The sequence below is a fragment of the Actinosynnema sp. CA-299493 genome (assembly GCF_050946825.1).
Taxonomy (GTDB): Bacteria; Actinomycetota; Actinomycetes; order Mycobacteriales; family Pseudonocardiaceae; genus Actinosynnema.
The window spans coordinates 920,808-938,188 of record NZ_CP191993.1 but is presented as its reverse complement, the minus strand read 5'-3'; the positions used below and the strand labels follow the sequence as shown (position 1 = coordinate 938,188).

The 17,381-nt window shown below is 72.2% G+C and carries 19 protein-coding genes; 7 read left to right on the top strand and 12 right to left on the bottom strand.

Annotated elements, in window-relative coordinates:
* Positions 1 to 33 precede the first annotated feature (33 nt).
* Positions 34 to 768 carry a TetR/AcrR family transcriptional regulator gene (locus ACQPYE_RS04660; protein WP_498719377.1) on the top strand — a complete coding sequence of 245 codons (735 nt, stop codon included), beginning with the start codon at positions 34 to 36 and terminating at the stop codon, positions 766 to 768.
* Complete coding sequence (locus tag ACQPYE_RS04655) at positions 768 to 1,070, top strand: DUF4873 domain-containing protein (protein ID WP_498719375.1); 303 nt, start codon at positions 768 to 770, stop codon at positions 1,068 to 1,070. The genes ACQPYE_RS04660 and ACQPYE_RS04655 overlap by 1 nt, the downstream gene beginning before the upstream one ends.
* Before the next feature lie 107 nt (positions 1,071 to 1,177).
* On the opposite strand, the gene ACQPYE_RS04650 is transcribed toward ACQPYE_RS04655, so the two are convergent.
* Positions 1,178 to 1,408, bottom strand: coding sequence for a DUF3107 domain-containing protein (locus ACQPYE_RS04650; protein ID WP_123744014.1), 231 nt, complete (start codon positions 1,406 to 1,408; stop codon positions 1,178 to 1,180).
* A 41-nt stretch (positions 1,409 to 1,449) separates the two neighbouring features.
* Complete coding sequence (locus ACQPYE_RS04645; protein WP_498719373.1) at positions 1,450 to 2,145, bottom strand: ferritin-like fold-containing protein; 696 nt, start codon at positions 2,143 to 2,145, stop codon at positions 1,450 to 1,452.
* A gap of 354 nt (positions 2,146 to 2,499) precedes the next feature.
* Here ACQPYE_RS04645 and ACQPYE_RS04640 point away from each other — a divergent pair, with 354 nt between their 5' ends.
* The 3 genes from ACQPYE_RS04640 to ACQPYE_RS04630 all read left to right on the top strand — a co-directional run bounded on the left by ACQPYE_RS04640 (position 2,500) and on the right by ACQPYE_RS04630 (position 7,387).
* Complete coding sequence (locus tag ACQPYE_RS04640; RefSeq protein ID WP_498719371.1) at positions 2,500 to 4,149, top strand: DEAD/DEAH box helicase; 1,650 nt, start codon at positions 2,500 to 2,502, stop codon at positions 4,147 to 4,149.
* 897 nt (positions 4,150 to 5,046) lie between these two features.
* Positions 5,047 to 6,420 (top strand): Rv3212 family protein, encoded by a 1,374-nt coding sequence (locus ACQPYE_RS04635; protein ID WP_498719368.1) that lies wholly within the window; start codon positions 5,047 to 5,049, stop codon positions 6,418 to 6,420.
* Positions 6,421 to 6,514: 94 nt separating this feature from the next.
* A complete protein-coding gene (locus ACQPYE_RS04630) occupies positions 6,515 to 7,387 on the top strand; it encodes an alpha/beta fold hydrolase (protein ID WP_498719366.1) in 873 nt (290 codons plus the stop codon).
* An 18-nt stretch (positions 7,388 to 7,405) separates the two neighbouring features.
* Here the strand turns inward: ACQPYE_RS04630 and ACQPYE_RS04625 are convergent, their stop codons facing one another.
* The 5 genes from ACQPYE_RS04625 to ACQPYE_RS04605 are packed head-to-tail and all read right to left on the bottom strand — an operon-like array spanning position 7,406 to position 10,232.
* A complete protein-coding gene (locus tag ACQPYE_RS04625; RefSeq protein ID WP_498719364.1) occupies positions 7,406 to 7,708 on the bottom strand; it encodes a hypothetical protein in 303 nt (100 codons plus the stop codon).
* 10 nt (positions 7,709 to 7,718) lie between these two features.
* A complete protein-coding gene (locus tag ACQPYE_RS04620) occupies positions 7,719 to 8,558 on the bottom strand; it encodes a RecB family exonuclease (protein WP_498719362.1) in 840 nt (279 codons plus the stop codon).
* 45 nt (positions 8,559 to 8,603) lie between these two features.
* Positions 8,604 to 9,461, bottom strand: coding sequence for a PHP domain-containing protein (locus ACQPYE_RS04615; RefSeq protein WP_498719360.1), 858 nt, complete (start codon positions 9,459 to 9,461; stop codon positions 8,604 to 8,606).
* 14 nt (positions 9,462 to 9,475) lie between these two features.
* Positions 9,476 to 10,036, bottom strand: a complete 561-nt coding sequence (locus ACQPYE_RS04610) for a PH domain-containing protein (protein WP_498719358.1) — start codon at positions 10,034 to 10,036, stop codon at positions 9,476 to 9,478.
* 37 nt (positions 10,037 to 10,073) lie between these two features.
* Entirely contained in the window at positions 10,074 to 10,232 is a 159-nt protein-coding gene (locus ACQPYE_RS04605) for a hypothetical protein (protein ID WP_170185132.1), read from the bottom strand.
* 142 nt (positions 10,233 to 10,374) lie between these two features.
* Between ACQPYE_RS04605 and ACQPYE_RS04600 the strand changes: the two genes are divergently transcribed.
* Entirely contained in the window at positions 10,375 to 10,788 is a 414-nt protein-coding gene (locus ACQPYE_RS04600) for an NUDIX hydrolase (RefSeq protein ID WP_498722836.1), read from the top strand.
* A 14-nt stretch (positions 10,789 to 10,802) separates the two neighbouring features.
* Here ACQPYE_RS04600 and ACQPYE_RS04595 read toward each other — a convergent pair whose 3' ends face one another.
* Together ACQPYE_RS04595 and ACQPYE_RS04590 are read right to left on the bottom strand one after the other, a co-directional pair.
* Positions 10,803 to 11,888, bottom strand: a complete 1,086-nt coding sequence (locus ACQPYE_RS04595; RefSeq protein ID WP_498719356.1) for a DUF2332 domain-containing protein — start codon at positions 11,886 to 11,888, stop codon at positions 10,803 to 10,805.
* A gap of 1 nt (position 11,889) precedes the next feature.
* Positions 11,890 to 12,393, bottom strand: a complete 504-nt coding sequence (locus ACQPYE_RS04590; protein WP_498719354.1) for a MaoC family dehydratase — start codon at positions 12,391 to 12,393, stop codon at positions 11,890 to 11,892.
* A 296-nt stretch (positions 12,394 to 12,689) separates the two neighbouring features.
* On the opposite strand from ACQPYE_RS04590, the gene corA reads away from it, so the two are divergent.
* On the top strand, positions 12,690 to 13,766 hold the full coding sequence (gene corA / locus ACQPYE_RS04585; protein WP_498719352.1) for a magnesium/cobalt transporter CorA: 1,077 nt from the start codon (positions 12,690 to 12,692) through the stop codon (positions 13,764 to 13,766).
* Positions 13,767 to 13,905: 139 nt separating this feature from the next.
* Here corA and ACQPYE_RS04580 read toward each other — a convergent pair whose 3' ends face one another.
* The 3 genes from ACQPYE_RS04580 to ACQPYE_RS04570 form a co-directional block, all read right to left on the bottom strand.
* A complete protein-coding gene (locus tag ACQPYE_RS04580) occupies positions 13,906 to 14,991 on the bottom strand; it encodes a DUF2332 domain-containing protein (RefSeq protein WP_498719350.1) in 1,086 nt (361 codons plus the stop codon).
* 187 nt (positions 14,992 to 15,178) lie between these two features.
* Complete coding sequence (locus ACQPYE_RS04575) at positions 15,179 to 16,150, bottom strand: hypothetical protein (RefSeq protein WP_498719349.1); 972 nt, start codon at positions 16,148 to 16,150, stop codon at positions 15,179 to 15,181.
* A gap of 156 nt (positions 16,151 to 16,306) precedes the next feature.
* Positions 16,307 to 17,194 carry an SDR family NAD(P)-dependent oxidoreductase gene (locus tag ACQPYE_RS04570; protein WP_498719347.1) on the bottom strand — a complete coding sequence of 296 codons (888 nt, stop codon included), beginning with the start codon at positions 17,192 to 17,194 and terminating at the stop codon, positions 16,307 to 16,309.
* Between the last annotated feature and the right edge of the window lie 187 nt (positions 17,195 to 17,381).

Below are 17,381 nucleotides of genomic sequence, written 5' to 3'. Positions count from 1 at the left end.
GAGGTAACGGTTACTTCTGGTAGCGTGCGTCACATGGCTCGAACTGTCAAGGGCGGAACCGACGCCCGCCGGGAACGGTGGAAGGGTCACCGCGAGGCGCGGCGCGCCGAGTTCGTGGAGGCCACCATCCGCGCCGTCGCCAAGCACGGCCCGGACGTGGGCATGGACGAGATCGCCGCCGAGGCGGGCGTCAGCAAGCCGGTGCTCTACCGGCACTTCGCCGACAAGTCCGACCTGTACCTCGCCGTCGGCCAGCGCGGCACCGAGATGCTGATGGACAAGATGGGCCCCGCGATCGACCTCGACGGTCCGATCCGGCCCCGCATCCAGGGCATCGTCGACGCTTACCTGTCCGTGATCGAGGAGCACCCCAACCTGTACCGGTTCGTGGTGCGCAAGTCGTTCACCGACCGGCCGGTCGAGCAGGACGTGGTCACCGAGGACAAGCAGCTGATCGCGGCGGCCCTGGCGCGGCTGCTCGGCGACTACCTGCGGGCGTTCGACATGGACTCCGGCGGCGCCGAGCCGTGGGCGCACGCGCTGGTCGGCATGGTGCAGAACGCCGGCGACTGGTGGCTCGACCGGCAGTCCATGACGCGGGCGAGCCTGAGCGACTACCTGACCACGATCATCTGGCACGCCATCGACGGCCTGCTCCGCTCCGCGGGCGTGGCACTCGACCCGGACGAGCCGCTGAGCACCGGGTTCGCCGACGGCGACCGGCCCGAAGGACCCCGGCTGCGGGTCGTCGACGTCGAGGAGGCGTGATGTCGGAAGAGCACGAGCACGACGAGGAGGGCTACACCGGCGCGGCCGTGCTGGTGTTCGACGAGCGGGAGGTGCCGGTCAGCGTCCAGCTGCGCGGCTACTTCCAGCCCATCGACGGCCGCTACCACTGGTACGGCCGGGTCGGCGCGAACGAGCAGGTCACCGAGCTGGTGGAGGGTGGTGCGCGGACCGCGCTGCTGCGCACGCCCGACGGTTCGGCGACCGGGTCGCTGACCGACCCCGACCCCTGGCTGCGCTACCGCGTGGCGGGCACCTCGACGCCGCCGTTCGCGGTGGGCTGACCGGCCGGCGGCGAGAACGCGGAAAGGGGCACCCGATCGGGTGCCCCTTTCTCGTGCCCGGTCGCCCGGGCCCGGAGATCGCCCGGCTGCGCGCCGCGCGCTCGCGCTCAGTCGCCGGAGATGAACCCGACCCGGCGCGAGTCGCTCGGCCCGATCTCCACGTACGCGATGCGCGCCGCCGGCACCAGGTAGCGGGCGCCCTTCTGATCGATCAGCACGAGCTGCCCGGTGCCCGTCTTCAGCGCGTCCTGGACCTGCGCCTCGACCTCTTCGGGGGTGAGCCCGCTGGACACCACGAGCTCCCGCGGGCTGTCCGCGATCCCGACCCTGACCTCCACGCTGACCTCCGTGCGGCGTTGATGGCTTTCGAACACCAACCCTAGCCGAGCCCGAGGGCCGCCATGCGCCGCGTGTGGCTCTGCTGGAGGCGCCGGAACAGCGCCGCGATGCCCGCGAGGTCGCCCGAGCCGCGCACGATCAGCTCCGCGAGCCCGTCCCGCTCCGCCACCACGTACTGGGCCTGCGTCAATGCCTCGCCGAGCAGCCGGCGACCCCACAACGTGAGCCGGTCTCGCAGCGTCGGGTCGTCGTCGCAGGCCGACCGGACTTCGCGCTCGGCGAACGCCGAGTGGCCCGTGTCGGCCAGCACCGCGAGCACCAGCTCCTTGGTCGGCTCGTCCAGCCACTCCGCGACCTCGCGGTAGAAGTCGGCCGCCAGGGCGTCCCCGACGTAGGCCTTGACCAGCGACTCCAGCCACGAGCGCGGCGCCGTGGAGGCGTGGAAGCCGTCGAAGCCCGCGGCGAACGGCCGCATGGCCTCCTCCAGCGAGTGGCCGCGCTCGGCCAGGTACCGGTCCAGCAGCGCGTAGTGGCCGATCTCGGCCGCCGCCATCTGCGACAGCGCGGCGCGCCCGGCCAGCGTGGGCGCGGTCCTGGCGTCCTCGGCGAGCCGGTCGAACGCCGACAGCTCGCCGTACGCGAGGGCGCCGAGGAGGTCCACGACGCCCTCCGCCACCTGGTCCCCGTCACCCACCGCAACCCGGCCCACCGCTGCACCCACTCCCCGGTCGCTCATGCCACGGAGCCTAGTCGCGTGTCATCGGCAACACCTCAGGCACGCGAAACCGCACTCGACGCCGCGATCCAGCCCGATCGGCCTAGTCGGCGGGTAGACTCGACAGACGACGCCCGGCGCGGCGCGGCCCAGTGGGGGCTCGCAGCGGTGCCGAAGGCTGAACTGCGGCGGCACCGTGCCGCCAGGAGAGGGTGCGCGCACACACCTCGCTGGCCCTCCCGCGACCCGCCCGGCCCCCTAGCGGTGGCCCGAGTGGCGGTGACGCGGTCGAGCGGCCCGTACAGGCCGTGGCGCGCTGGTACGAGAGAGGCGATCACCCTGACCGCGACGAACGAAGAGACCCATATCGACCCGGTGGCCTTGGAGCACAGCGAGGCGGGTGTCCCCGAAGACGACACCTCGCACCCGCTCGTGGCCGACGCCCCGGTCGCACCCGATTCGCCTACCTTCGGCGAGCTGGGGGTGCGCGAGGAGATCGTGCGCTCCCTGGCCGAGGCGGGCATCCACCGCACGTTCGCCATCCAGGAGCTGACGCTCCCGCTGGCGCTGGCCGGCGACGACGTCATCGGCCAGGCCCGCACCGGCACGGGCAAGACGCTGGGCTTCGGCATCCCGCTGCTCCAGCGCATCGTCACGCCCGGTGACGGCACGCCGCAGGCGCTGGTCGTCGTGCCGACGCGCGAGCTGTGCCTCCAGGTCACCCACGACCTGACGGACGCGGCGAAGCACCTCAACGTGCGCGTGCTGGCCATCTACGGCGGGCGGCCGTACGAGCCGCAGATCGCGGCCCTGCGCAAGGGCGTCGACGTGGTCGTCGGCACCCCGGGCCGGCTCCTCGACCTGGCCGAGCAGCGCCACCTGGTGCTCGGCAAGGTGCGCGGGCTGGTGCTGGACGAGGCCGACGAGATGCTCGACCTGGGCTTCCTGCCCGACATCGAGCGGATCCTGCGCATGGTGCCCGACGAGCGGCAGACCATGCTGTTCTCGGCGACCATGCCGGGCCCGATCATCACGCTGGCGCGCACGTTCCTCAACCAGCCCACGCACGTGCGGGCCGAGGAGAACGACGCGGGCGCCATCCACGAGCGCACCGAGCAGTTCGTCTACCGGGCGCACGCGCTGGACAAGTCGGAGCTGCTGGCGCGGGCGTTGCAGGCTCGCGAGCGCGGCCTGTCGATGGTGTTCACCCGGACCAAGCGCACCGCCCAGAAGGTGGCCGACGACCTGGTCGAGCGCGGTTTCGCCGCCGCGGCCGTGCACGGTGACCTGGGGCAGGGCGCGCGCGAGCAGGCGCTGCGGGCGTTCCGCGCGGGCAAGATCGACGTGCTGGTGGCCACCGACGTGGCGGCCCGCGGCATCGACGTCGAGGGCGTCACGCACGTGATCAACTACCAGTGCCCCGAGGACGAGAAGACCTACGTCCACCGCATCGGCCGCACGGGTCGGGCGGGGCGCACGGGTGTCGCGGTCACGTTGGTCGACTGGGACGAGATGCCCCGGTGGAAGACGATCAGCGACGCGCTGAACCTGGGCAAGCCCGAGCCGGTGGAGACGTACTCGACGTCGGACCACCTGTTCGCGGACCTGGACATCCCGGCGGGCTCGACCGGTCGGCTGCCGATGGGGCTGCGCACGCGCGCGGGCCTGGACGCCGAGCCGGAGGAGAACCTGAAGGGCGAGAAGAAGACCCGCAAGCGCCGCCGCACCGGGCGGGCGGGCGACGCGGCTCCGGCCACCGAGTCCGGCAGCGGCAACGGCGGTGGCGGCAGCACCACCGGCTCCGGCTCGGGCGAGGAGGGCGGCACCAGGCCGCGCAAGCGCCGCCGCAGCCGTGCCGGCGTGTCGGCGGCAGGTGAGGGCGGCGGGGCTACCGAGGCATCCGCCGAGGTCACCGCGGGTGCTCCGGACTCGTCGGCCACCCCCGCCGGTGACGCCGAACGCCCGCGCCGCCGCAGGCGCCGCCGCACGGGCGGCGACTCCACCGAGTCCGCACCGGCCGAATAGGGAACAATCGTGGTGGGCAGCGCGGATCCCAGCGCTGCCCGGCCCGATCCCCAACACGATCGGGTGATCATGGCCCGAAAATGTACGGAAACACTGTTACCGCACCTCGGTTGAAAACGAGGAGCCCCGACCCAACCCGCCCCCTGGCCAACCACCCGCCACCACCACGGCGACCGGACCCCCAGGAGACGGACAGACCCACCGGCCCACCGCCCACCGCACCAGCCAGGACACGGACCCCGGTCCGCCAGTCCCCCAGGTCCCAGCCCACCGGCCGCTGGTCACCGGCCGCGAACGGCAGGCGCAACGCCCCACCGGCCACGGCCCGCCGCTCGGCCCGAACACCGGACACGGCGACCGGACCCGGCCCAGGCCGGCGGTGACCGGGCAGCGGTGGCTGGACCCTGCGGCCCAGGACAGCGGTGACAGGCCAGCGGTGATCGAGCCCCGGCTCGGGACCGCGACGGCAGGCCAGCGGTGACCCGGCCTCGGCTCGGGACCGCGACGGCCGGGCCCCGGCCCGGACAGGCGCGGTCAGACCGCGGTCAGACCGCGAGCAGCACAGCCAGCGCCGGCACAGCCACTGGACCGGACCTGTGGCGGATCGGTCGGAGCCCGCTGGCGACGGCTTCTGCCGGCCCCGCTTCTGCGGCCCCGCGCGGAGACCGCCGGAGACCGCTGGCGACGACCCCTGCCGGACCTGCGCGGAGTCGCTGGAAGCGGGAGTCGTGGAAGGTGTGGGGGCGTGCCCGGATCGCGCCGGAACGGGGCGGGGGCGCGGTGGTGGGAGGCTGCGGGGAGCGGTAGGTGTCGCCGCCTCACACCGACCTCTTCCCGGTGGTGGCAGCATGTCGCCAGACCGAACGCGATAGATCACCGACCATCGGGAGCCGGGCAGTGGGCCAGCCGGAGCAGGCGGAGTCGAACGGGCAGGTCGTGCTGGACGGGGAAGACGTCCTGGCGCAGCCCGTGGAATCCCAGGTCGAGCCGCAGGACGACGGGCGCGAGCCGCGTGACGCCGAGCCGCACGACACCGACACCGAGCCGCACGAGCCGGTGCCGGCCAGGTCGTGGCGCACCAGGGGCGACTTCATCGGCCTGACCCTGGTCGTGGTCGCGGTGCTGGTGGCGAGCCTCGTGCTGTGGCTGACCAGCGACGCCCGCAACACCGTCAGCCAGACCGGTCCGTCCGAGATCACGCCGTTGCAGCCGGTCACCGCGATGCCGCCGACGCTGTCGGAGATCTGGCGCGCGCCCAGCGGCGCGACACCCGTTCCGGTGAACCTCGACTCGGTCGTCGTCACCGGCGACGGCGGTGAGGTGGTCGGTCGCGACGCGTTCACCGGCGACGTCCGCTGGCGCTACGCCCGGGACCTCCCCCTGTGCACGGTCACCACGGCCTGGGGCCGGGTGTTCGCGGCGCACCGCAAGGACACCAACTGCTCCGAGATCACCACCCTCGAAACCGCCTCCGGCAAGCGCGGGCCGCAGCGCAACGGCGACGCGGAGTTCGGCACCCGCCTGCTGAACGAGGGTTCGCACGTGCTCACCACGGGCGGGACGTACGTCGAGGTCTACCGCCGCGACGACCTGGTCCGCTCGATGGAGTACGGCGCCCTGCGCGCGATCGTGAACCCGAACAAGCAGCCCCGCACCGGCTGCACGTACCACTCGTTCGCGGTCACCGGCGGCAAGGTCGCGCTGGTCGAGCGCTGCCCCGCCCTCGACCCGTCCGACCGCCTCACCATCCTCAAGCCCAACCCCGAGAAGTCCGACGAGCCGCAGGTCATCACCTCCACCGTGACCGGCGAGAACGGCTCGCGGGTGATCGCGGTGACGGCGAACCGGGTCGCGCTGGCCGTGCCGGGCCGGCTCGTGGTGTTCGACTCCGAGACCGGCGCGTCGATCGGCAGCTACCCGGTCGACGTCACCGCCGAGGAACTCGCGGGCGACCCGCCCGGACGGGTGGCGTCGACGTTCACCAGCACCGCGAACGTCTACTGGTTCACCGGGTCGAGGACGATCGCCCTGTCGCTGACCGAGCTGACCCCGCTGTGGACCGCGAACGACACCCTCGGCGCGGGCACCACGCTCGCCGGCCGGCTGGTGCTGCCGGTCGACGCCGGGCTCGAGGTGCTCGACCAGATCACCGGCGAGGAGGTCGCCTCGATCCCGGTCGACCGCGGCGACCACACCGGCCCGGTCGAGATGGCCACCGAGGGCCCGGTCGTGCTGGAGCAGCGCGGCGGCACGCTCGTCGCCCTCCGGTAACGCCCCGGCACCCGGCCCAGCACCAAGCCCGGAACGAAGTCCACTGCGGTAACGCGTCACGCGCCCACGCGCCCGGTGCGGCAGACTGCCAGACGTGCACTCGCAGTTCAGCCCGCACCGGGCGCAACGCGTGGACCTGCCCGGCAGGCACGGACCGATCGCGGCCCTCCACGCGCCCGCCGCCGGACCCGACCTCGGCGCCACCGCGCTGCTCCTGCCCGGCTACACGGGGTCCAAGGAGGACTTCGCGCCGCTGCTCGACCCGATCGCCGACGCCGGCATCGAGGTCGTGGCGATCGACCTGCCCGGCCAGTACGAGTCGCCCGGCCCGCCGGCCGAGTCCGACTACCGGCCCGAGGCGCTGGGCGGGGCGGTGGCCGAACTGGCCGCGAAGCTGGCCGCCGAGGGCAGGCGGGTGCTGCTGCTGGGTCACTCGTTCGGTGGGCTGGTGGCCCGTGGCGCGGTGCTGGCGGGCGCGCCGGTGGCCGGGTTGACGCTGATGGCGTCCGGCCCGTCCGAGCTGCCGCCGGGCGCGCGGCGCACCGCGCTGGACTACGGCGAGATCGTGCTCCGCGAGCAGGGCATCGAGGCGTCGCAGCAGGTCAACGAGACCCGCTTGGCGCTCAACCCGGGTTGGCGGATGGTCCCGCAGGAGCTGAAGGACTTCTACCGCGAGCGGTTCGTCCGCTCGTCACCCGTCGGGCTGCTCGGCATGGGTGAGGCGCTGCGCGCCGAACCGGACCTGGTCGCCAAGCTGGCCCGTGTCGCCCGGTCGAGTGGCATCCCGTGCCTGGTGGTGTGCGGCGACCTGGACGACGCCTGGTCGGCCGCCGGTCAGCGGGACATGGCCGAACGCCTCGACGCCGACTTCGCCGTGCTGTCCGGCGTCATGCACAACCCGAACACCGAGGCCCCGGACGCCCTGCTGGCCACGCTCCTGCCGACCTGGCGCGCCTGGCTGTCCTGAGACCCGACAGGGGGCCGCCTAAGCCCACCAGAAGAACCACAGGGTCGACGCCGCCAGCAGCACGACCAGCAGGCCGCACAACGCCACCGCCAAGCCGCGCCGGCGGTCGGCCACGACCTGCGCCACCACCGCCGCCACGGCCGCCACGACGTGCCCGGCCACCACGTCGAGCCCCGGTCCGGGCAGGTCGTGGGTTCCCGCGTAGACCTGCACGCCGATCAGGGCCAGCGCCAGCAGCGCCAAGCCGACGGCGAGCGCGCCGCTGACACCGCGCCACAGCCTGGCCAGGCGTGCTTCGGGTCCGCTGTCCACCATCGTCACGCGGTCAACTCTACGGCGCGAGCAACGACCACGGGTCGATCGTCGGCGCGGCCCGTTGGCCTTCGGGGCACGACCGGCGGAAGTCGCACCACGTGCACTGGTTGCCGGTGCGCGGCGGGAACAGGATCTCGGGGTTGCCGCCGGCCGCCAGCGTGTCGGTGGCCAGCCGCAGCTCGTCCGCCGCCTCCTCGGCCCGCGACACGTGCCGCCCCAGGCTCTCCTCGGTGTGCTCCCACACCGCCACGGCGCCCGTGGGCAGGTGGTGCAGCTCCACCCGGTGGCACGGCTTGCGCAGCGTCCGCCGGGCCGCCAGCGCGTACAGGGCCAGCGCCTGCGAGCCTCGCGCGTCGTCCACGGTCAGCGCGTGCCGCCCGGTCTTGTAGTCGACGATCACCAGCTCGCCGTCGCGCAGGTCGATCCGGTCGACCCGGCCCTCGGCGACGATCTTCGACGTGGGCGTGGACACCCAGCGCTCGATGCCGACCGGCTCGATCGACGTGTCCAGCTCGGTGACGTAGTCGCGCACCCACCCGACCGCCCGGTCCCGGTACACGGCCGCCTGCTCGGCGTCCCGGAACCCGTCGTTCTTCCACTGCCGGTGCAGCAGCGCCACCGCCTGCTCGGGGGTGCGGCGCTGGGCGGGCAGGTCGAACAACGCCTTCAACGCGTTGTGCACGACCGCGCCCAGGGTGTTGTGCGCCCACGCCCCGCCGCGCGGCGGCGAGGGCCGGTCGAGGTAGGCCATGCGGAAGCGACGCGGGCAGTCGGCCCACGTGGAGAGCTTCGCCGGCGTCACCCGCACGAGCTTCTTCGGCATCGCGCCGAAGTCGAACCCCAGCTGTTCCTGCACAGCCCCACGCTACCGAGGAGGTCCGACAGTTCTCGCGGAGCTACCTCAACCGACCAGCACCTTGCACCCGGTCGCCCGATCGGCGAGGGCGTCCAGCACGTCCGGTGACGTGGTCTCGGCGCCGAGGCGCACCGTCTTGTTCGTGCCGTGGTAGTCGCTGGAGCCGGTGGTCAGCAGGCCCAGCTCCCCCGCGAGGCCCCGCAGCCGCGCCCGCGTCCCGGGGTCGTGGTCGGGGTGGTCGACCTCGACGCCGGCCAGGCCGAGGCCCGCCAGGTCGGCCACCACCTGGTCGGTCACGATCGGGCCGCGCGAGGTGGCGAAGGGGTGGGCCAGGACGGTCACGCCGCCCGCCTCGGTGATCATCTCGATCGCCCGCGCCACGGGCGTGTCGGTGCGCGGCACGTAGTACCGGCCGCCGGTGAGGTACCGGGCGAACGCCTCGTCGACGGTGGCCACGACACCAGCCCGGATCAACGCCATGGCGAGGTGGGGACGTCCGGCGGGCGCGTCGGCGGGCATGGCCGCCATCAGCTCGTCGGGGTCGATGGGGAACCCGTCGACGACCATCCGCTCCGCCATCCGGCGCAGTCGTTGCCGTCGTTCCAGGCGCAGCCGCAGCTGCTCCTCGACCAACGCGGGCGAGGTGTGGTCGTACAGGTAGGCGAGCAGGTGGACGGTGATGACCCGGCCCCGGCCGTCGTCGGAGGCACAGGACAGCTCGGCGCCGCGCACCAGCTTCAAGCCGGGTGGCAGCGCGTTGGCCGCCTCCGCCCAGCCCGCAGCGGTGTCGTGGTCGGTGAGCGCGACCGCGGTCAAGCCGGTGGCGGCCGCGGCCGCCACCAACTCCGCGGGCGTGTCGGTGCCGTCGGACTCGGTCGAGTGGGTGTGCAGGTCGATGCGCACCCACCCAGTCTGAACTACGGCACCATCTTCTTGCCGCGCGCCGCCCGTTGCGCCTTGATCATCGAGAAGCGCTCCGCCTGTGCCTTCTTGTCGCCGAAGGTCAACTCCGAGATGGCGTCGTAGACCTCCTCGGGGTTGGGCAGGTACTCGATCCGGTTGAGGGCCTGGATCTGACCCGCCGACTCCACGACCAGGGTGCCGAAGCCGAACATGCGCCCGAGCACCGTGCGCTCGTAGGTGAGGTCGGTGACCTTGCTGATCGGCATCATGGCGACCTTGGTCTCGAAGACCCCCGAGGAGATCATGAACCTCTTGTCGGTGACGACGATCCGCTCCACCCACCACTCCATGACGAAGTAGGCCAGCCTGAGCAGCACGAACAGCGAGGCGTACCAGAGGATGTTCTGGATGATGCCCGCGTTGTCGGGCAGCAGGTAGGAGATCATCATCGCGCCGGCGAGCAGCGCGCCGGCCTCCAGGAGATCCCAGAGCAGACTGCTCCAGTGCCTGCGTACCCGGATGACCCGACGCTCCGTGGGGAGCAGGTACTCGTCGGGGTCCCGTGGTGCGAACATGCCTGCGACCTCTCGCCTTGGGGAGGAGCCGGGCGACTCAGAACAATTGTTTCACGAAGGTGATGAGCGCCTCAGCGGCTTCCCGAAGCGTGCCCAGGATGTTCTGCACCAGCTGAGCCGCTTGCTGAGGCTCCGCGATGAGGAAGAACAGGACCAAGCCGACCCCGGCGAAAGTGAGAATCTTCTTCAGATTCACGGTGATCAACCCCGTTCGCTACCGCACCCGTTTGGCGCCAGTGAAAACCGTTGTACCGCACTCCGCGACACGTCGGGAGATTTGTACCGCACTTGGGTCAGCGTCCTGCACCGCCAACCCGGTGTGACTACGCTAGGTGATCGTGACGGCCGAACGTGAGCCCCGGATCCGCTGTGTCGGTGGCATAGCCCACGACCCGGCCGGGCGACTGCTACTCGTCCGGAGGCGCAATGCTCCAGGTGAGGGACTGTGGTCGTTGCCGGGCGGCCGAGTCGAACCCGGCGAATCCGACGAGACCGCAATCGTGCGGGAACTGCGCGAAGAGACGGGACTCTCCGTGACCGTCGGGGCGTTGGTCGGCAGCGTCACCCGAACGGCGCCACGCGGCGTCTACGAGATCCACGACTACGCCTGCCAGGTGCGATCCGGCGTCCTCCGCCCGGGCGACGACGCGGTGGACGCCCGGTGGGTCGACGCTGCGATCTTGGCCACACTCCCACTGGCCGAGATGCTGCGCGAGACCCTCGAAGCCTGGGGCCAACTCCCCCGTTCGTGAACGGCATCCCCCGTTCAGGGGAGCCACACCAACCGTTGGCCGTGCGGCGCCGTCTTCGCCAGCGCCCGCGCCGACCGCACCTCGCCGCCCTCGAACCGGACCAGCCCGACCACGCCGAACGCCGGCTCGTCCGGACCGGGCCGCAGGTCGTCCCGCTCCGGCAGCACGTGCGCCAGCCCCGCCGCGTACCCCTCGTGGCTCAACCACCACACCGGGCGGCCGAGGTCGCGCAACGCGGCCACGAACTCCTCCCCCGCCAGGTACGGCAGGACGTTGCTGGTCAGGACCACCAGCGGCAGGTCCTCGGGCACCCGGCCGGCGGCCCGGCCGAGGTCCGCCACCGCGTCGCCGACCACGAACTCCGGGGGCGCCTTGCGCTGCACGGTCGCGGCCACGCCGAACAGCCGCAGCCGCTCCGGCTGGTCGGCCCACACGCACGCCTCGAGCCACGCGTAGGTGTCCTCGTCGGTCAGGTCGGCGGGCGCCCGGTCCAGCCCCACCTTGGCCGCGATCTTCACCGTTTTGGGGATCTTCGGCAGCTCCGCGCCGGGCGCCAGCTCCAGCGCGCAGTGCAGCCCGAGCGCCGCCTTGGCCGGTCCCGCGACGAGCTGCCCGGCCTGCTGGGTCTGGTAGCGGTAGCCGTACTGGTCGAGGCCGAGCAGCAGGCCGGCCGAGCAGCCGACCTCCAGCAGCCCGACCGGCCCCTTGACCAGCGCCAGCGCCGGGTACAGCAGCGTGGCCCGCCGCACCTCGTTGGTCTGCACGGACCGGGTGGCGACCAGCTCGCGCACCTTGTCGGCCCGGTCGAGCACGAACCCCCGGAACAGCCGCCAGGTGCTCTCGTCCGCGCCGTACGTGCCGCCCAGCGACGGGTAGTAGTGGGACAGCTCGTGGAACGGCTCGGCCTGCACCAGCCGGTGCGCCGCCGCCAGGAGCAGGGTCGCGTGCGCGAACCGCTCCGGGGCGGCGGTCAGCAGACCGGCGACCTCCGGATCGTCGGCGGCGCGCGAGGCCAGGTGCTCGTAGAGCGGCGAGACGCCGTGCGCCTCGCTCTTGGCGAACCGGGCCAGTCGTTGCCGCACCAGATCCAGCGAGGTCACGTCACTCCTTGGGTTCGGGCCTGCCCGGCTGCTCGCCGCCGCGCGCCTCGCCGTAGGAGCGCTTGGGCACCATGACCTTCCGGCGGAACACGCAGACGACCGTTCCATCCTGTTTGTACCCGCGGGTCTCGACGTGGACCACGCCGCGGTCGTCCTTGGACTTCGAGGGCGTCTTGTCCAGCACCTCGGTCTCACCGTAGATGGTGTCCCCGTGGAACGTGGGCTTCACGTGCTTGAGCGACTCCACCTCCAGGTTGGCGATGGCCTTGCCCGACACGTCGGGCACCGACATGCCCAGCAGCAGCGAGTAGACGTAGTTGCCGACGACGACGTTCTTGCCGAAGTCGGTGGTCTCCGCCGCGTAGTGCGCGTCCAGGTGCAGCGGGTGGTGGTTCATGGTGAGCAGGCAGAACAGGTGGTCGTCGTACTCGGTGACCGTCTTCCCGGGCCAGTGCTTGTAGACCGCGCCGACCTCGAACTCCTCGTAGTAACGCCCGAACTGCACCGCACGCCTCCGTTGGCCGGCTACCAGTGTGGGATCGGTGTGATCGAGGACCACGCCGACCGGGACGACAGTGTGAGCACCGGGGGAGTACCCTCGGCAACTGGTCTGTGAGCGACTACACCGCCGAGGCCCGCCAACCCGAGGAGGTGAGGACTACCGATGAGTAACGACCCCCATCCTGCGAGTACCTCGCGCGTCCTCATCGGGGAGCCGGCTTTCCACAGCTAGGCCCAGCGGTACCGGTCGGGACGTGCCGTCGTCGTTCGTCGAGTCGACGCTCCCCACCTGGAGGACCCGTGCCCAGCTTGCCCTCGCTCGGCGGCTTGAGAGGCCGCGCGCAGGAACGACCCTCCGTCCCCATCCCCGTGCCGCTGGCGCGGTACGTCGTGGACTGCGGCGTCTACGTGGACGGCGCGCGCCTGCCCGGCCGCTGGTCGCACGTCGACGCGGTCGAGGAGGTGCGCAGGCGCGGCGACGGGTTCGTCTGGATCGGGCTGCACGAGCCGGACGAGGAGCAGATCCAGGGCGTCGCGGACACGTTCGGGCTGCACGAGTTGGCCGTCGAGGACGCCGTGCACGCGCACCAGCGGCCCAAGCTCGAGCGCTACGACAACATGCTGTTCATGGTGCTCAAGACGGTCCGGTACATCCAGAACTCGTCGCCGGACACCGCCAACGAGATCGTCGAGAGCGGCGAGATCATGGTGTTCCTGGGCCGCGACTTCGTGGTGACGGTCCGGCACGGCAACCACTCGGGGCTGGCGGCGGTGCGGCGCGAGCTGGAGGAGGAGCCGGACCGGCTGCGCACGGGGCCGGCCGCGGTGCTGTACTCGATCGCCGACCACGTGGTCGACAACTACCTCGACGTGACCGACCACATCGAGGACGACATCGACCAGATGGAGGCGCTGGTCTTCCAGCCGCGCAGCCGGGTCAGCGCCGACCAGATCTACCTGATGAAGCGCGAGGTGCTGGAGCTGCGCCGGGCGGTGATGCCGCTGGCGGTGCCGCTGCGGCGGTTGGCGGAGGGCTACACGCCGCTGATCCCCGAGCAGGTGCGCTCGTACTTCCGCGACGTGGACGACCACCTCACCGAGGTGTCCGAACGCGTGATCAACTTCGACGAGCTGCTGACCACGCTGGTCAACGCCGTGCTGGCGAAGATCACGCTCCAGCAGAACTCGGACATGCGCAAGCTCGCCGCGTGGGTGGCGATCATCTCCGTGCCGACCATGGTGGTCGGCGTGTACGGCATGAACTTCGACTTCATGCCGGAGCTGCACTGGAAGTACGGCTACCCCATGGTGATCGCCGTGATCCTCGTGGTCTGCCTCACGCTCTACCGAATATTCCGTCGCAACCAGTGGCTCTGAGCCCTTCCCCCTCCCCAGCCAGCGACGGGATGTCCCCCCATGTCGAGAATGTTCACCAACCTGCGGTTCTGGGTGCTCACCTTCCTCATCGGCTGGCTCGCCACGGTGACGCTGCTGATCGCGAACGGGAGCTGACCGGTCAGTTCCAGGGCGCGGTGTCCCACGTGAACGGGATGCCGTGCCCGCCGCCCGTGCCCAGGCGCAGCGAGACCCCGGCCGGCCACAGCTTGAGCAGCAGCCGGAACTCGTACGTGCCCGCGGTGTGCGTGCGGCGCGGTTCGTAGACCAGCAGCGCCAGCGGCGCCACCGGGGTGGCCCGGGAGGCGGCGTCGGCCAGGATCGCGCGACCCATGGCGCGGTCGGCCGGCGACACGTGCTGCCAGACGACCGAGTGCCAGACGACGGTCAGCACGTCGCGCTCCGGGCGGGCGAGCTGCTCGGCCAGCCACTCGGGACCGGTCGCCCGCCGCACCGGGACGGGGTCGAGCCTGGCCAGCTCGACGGCGGCCTGGAGGCGGTCGAAGCGGGCCCGCTGGTCGGCCCAGACGAACGACGACAGGTGCAGCCGCCCGTCCTCTGTGGACACGTCGACCGGGTGGGGGTCGCAGCCCGCGCGGCGGACCAGGCGCAGGTTGTGGCGCAGGTCGACGGGCGGGCGGCCGGTCCAGCCCGGGTCGAGGGCGAACGGGCTGCCCGGGTCGCCGAACGTCACGCCGTCGACCCGGTAGGCGAGGCGGTGCGGGCGCAGGTTCAGGCCGCCGGACGCGCCGACCTCCAGCAGGCGGATCGGGAACGTGGCGCGGCGGCCCGCCTCGGCCGCGGCCAGGTGGGTGGCGGTCTGCAGGCCGCCGAACAGGGGCGCGCTGCGGCCCGGCTCGTCGGTCTGCACGACCGTGGACGTGACCAGGGCGCGCAGCTCGTCGGTGTGCTCGTGCAGCACGGTCAGCGCGTCGTCCCAGACGCCGCCGAGGTCGGGTCGGCCGCCGGCCGTCGGGTAGTGCCTGGCCAGCGCCGGCGCGCGGCCCTCCAGGACGAGCCGGTGCAGGGCGCCCGCGAACCGCAGGCCGGGCACGGTGCCGTGCCGGTCGCACTCGGCACCCGCCATCACCCGCGCGGTGACGCCGCCGCGGGCCAGGTCGTCCGCCGCCGCCACCAGCAGGGTGCGGGTGAGCGGGCTGTGGACGTCGCAGGCGCGGGACGCGTCGAGGAACAGCTCGGCGAGCACCCTGTGACGTTAACCCGATTTCCCTTGTGCGGCAGGCGAGGGACGCGTTGTTCACCCTTTCACCGGCGAGGTGTCGCCGGCCGCCGCGGCGCTCGGGCCCGGTGGGCGCCGGGGGTGCTCGCGGTGGCCGGCGAGGCGGTCGAACGTCCCCGTGCCCCGAGGAGGGCCGCCGCCGGGAGCACCGGGGTCATCGCTGGCCTTCGAGCCTGGGCAGCGGGCGGGCCTGGTCCATCACCCGGTCCGTGTAGCTGTCCAGCAGCCGGGTCGCGACCTGCTGGCCGTAGCCGAGGATGACGGCCCAGAGCAGCAGGGCGGCCTGGGACGCCACGCCGATGAGGCCGGTCGTCACGCCCGCGCCGAGGGCCAGGATGCCGACCACCGCGAGCGCCGAGCCCAGCAGGACCTTGATCATCGCCTGGTAGCCGACCATCACGTACGGCGAGAGGCTGGGCCGGCGGCGCAGGAGCAGGACGACGGCCGAGAGCACCGCGCCGAACGCGCCGAACAACTGGATCAGCCACACGTCCGCGCCGGTCGCCGACTTGCCCGACGGGCACACCGTGGGCAGCTTCTCCGCGCTGACGCACATCGGCACCAGGCCGGGCTCGGTCAGGCCGATCAACCCGAGCGCCGTGTTCACCACGAACAGCACCACGGACGTGGCGATCAGCTTGTTGCGCAGCGCCCGGGACCCGGCGTGGGCGAAGTCGGAGGCGTCGAAGGCGGCTCGCAGCGCGTCCACCACGATCTCCCGTTCCACCGAGAGCGGGAACTCGCCGGGTCGCAGCTCCTCCAGCGCGATCCGCCGCGGGTCGTGCTCGTCCAGGTTCTCCGCGACCCGGGCCTTCAGGCCGGGCAACCGCCCGAGGAACCCGCTGTCCGCCGCCACGACCGCGATCTCGGCCTCGTGCAACGACCGCCAGGCCCGCTCGATGTGCCACCCGGACCACCACGACGCCACCGTGCGCCAGCGCGACTCGGCCCGCGTGACCATGTCCTCGACCACGGCGGCCTCCTGCTCCGCCACCCGGCGCCACTGCGTGCTCTCCGGGTCGAGCGGATCGGGTGCTCCGAGCGCGGCGAGGTCGGCGCGCACGCGGTCCAACCGCGACTGCACCACCAGCCGCCAGTCCGTGACCCGGGGAGCGCGCGTGCCCATGTCCAGCATCGTCGCAGCAAGGACCACCTATCAGGCGATCACCCGAAGGTGTGACCAGGCGGGCGGATCCGATTCAGCGCACCCGCAAACAGGTGAACTCCGGCGGACCGGCGCTTCGAGGCGGGGGAAGCGCCGGACGGCACTCCCCCGCCCGACTCAGGCCGTGCGGCCGGGTTCGACCAGTTCGCGCAGGCGCGGCGGCATGCGCTTCTCCAGGCCGAACGGTTCCAGGTGGGCTTGCAGGACGCCGTCGAACGCCCGCTTCACCGACGCGGTGTCCCAGGTGTCGCTCTCCAGGATCGGCTGCTTGAAGTACGGGTGGCCCACGAGGTGCAGCTGGCGGCCGTTGCACCGGACGATCTGGCCCGTGATGCCGTCGGCCGCGTCGCTGAGCAGGAACAGCACCAGCGGCGCGACCTTGCCGGGGGTGCGGTCGGCGGGGATGGCCCGCAGCGAGCGCTCCGACTTCCACACCATCCGGGTGTGGGCGACCGGGCAGACGGCGTTGACCCGGATGTTGTCCCCTTCCAGGTCGAGTGCCCACGACGAGCTGAGCGAGGCCACCGCGCCTTTGGTGGCCGAGTAGGCGGCGAGTTTGCGCTGGCCGAGAAACGCGCCTGACGAAATGTTCACGATCGAGCCGCGGCCCTGCTCGCGCATCACGCGCATCGCGGCCATTCCGGTGTAGATGACACCCAGGAGGTTGACCTCGACGATCCGCCGGATGGATTCCGGCTCGTCCTCCCACGGCAGCGCCTCGTAGTTGAGCCCGGCGTTGTTGACCAGGCCGTCGACCCGGCCGAACTCGGTCAGGCACATTCCCACGATCTTCTCCGCCTCGCTGGGATCGGCCACCGACGCCGAGCTCGCCACCGCCCGCCCGCCGTACGCCCGGATGTGCTCCGCCACCTGTTCTGCCTGGTCAGCGTCGATGTCGTTGACCACGACCGCGGCGCCGGCCTGCGCGGCGTGCATCGCGTAGGCCTCGCCCAGACCCCGTCCCGCCCCGGTGATCACCACTGCTTTGCCGTCAAGAATCCCCATCTCGCGCTCTTCTCTGTGCTCGGCGGACTCCCCTGCCCCGGCTCTTTACGGCCGGAGTCGTTTCCGCCTCCGCCCAGCGTGGGGATGACCGGCACCGGTCGCGCCACAAATGCGACGAGATGTGCGTTTGCTGCGCTGAATGGCCCAGGGAGTTCGTCCCTGCCGATGGTCCGGACTGGTCGGCAAC

What these genes read in the sequence shown, in the direction of transcription:
- ACQPYE_RS04660 (WP_498719377.1), top strand. Translation starts at nt 34, where the DNA reads ATGGCTCGAACTGTCAAGGGCGGAACCGACGCCCGCCGGGAACGGTGG.
- ACQPYE_RS04655 (WP_498719375.1), top strand. Translation starts at nt 768, where the DNA reads ATGTCGGAAGAGCACGAGCACGACGAGGAGGGCTACACCGGCGCGGCC.
- ACQPYE_RS04645 (WP_498719373.1), bottom strand. Translation starts at nt 2,145, where the DNA reads ATGAGCGACCGGGGAGTGGGTGCAGCGGTGGGCCGGGTTGCGGTGGGT.
- ACQPYE_RS04610 (WP_498719358.1), bottom strand. Translation starts at nt 10,036, where the DNA reads ATGTTCGCACCACGGGACCCCGACGAGTACCTGCTCCCCACGGAGCGT.
- ACQPYE_RS04575 (WP_498719349.1), bottom strand. Translation starts at nt 16,150, where the DNA reads ATGGGCACGCGCGCTCCCCGGGTCACGGACTGGCGGCTGGTGGTGCAG.
- ACQPYE_RS04570 (WP_498719347.1), bottom strand. Translation starts at nt 17,194, where the DNA reads ATGGGGATTCTTGACGGCAAAGCAGTGGTGATCACCGGGGCGGGACGG.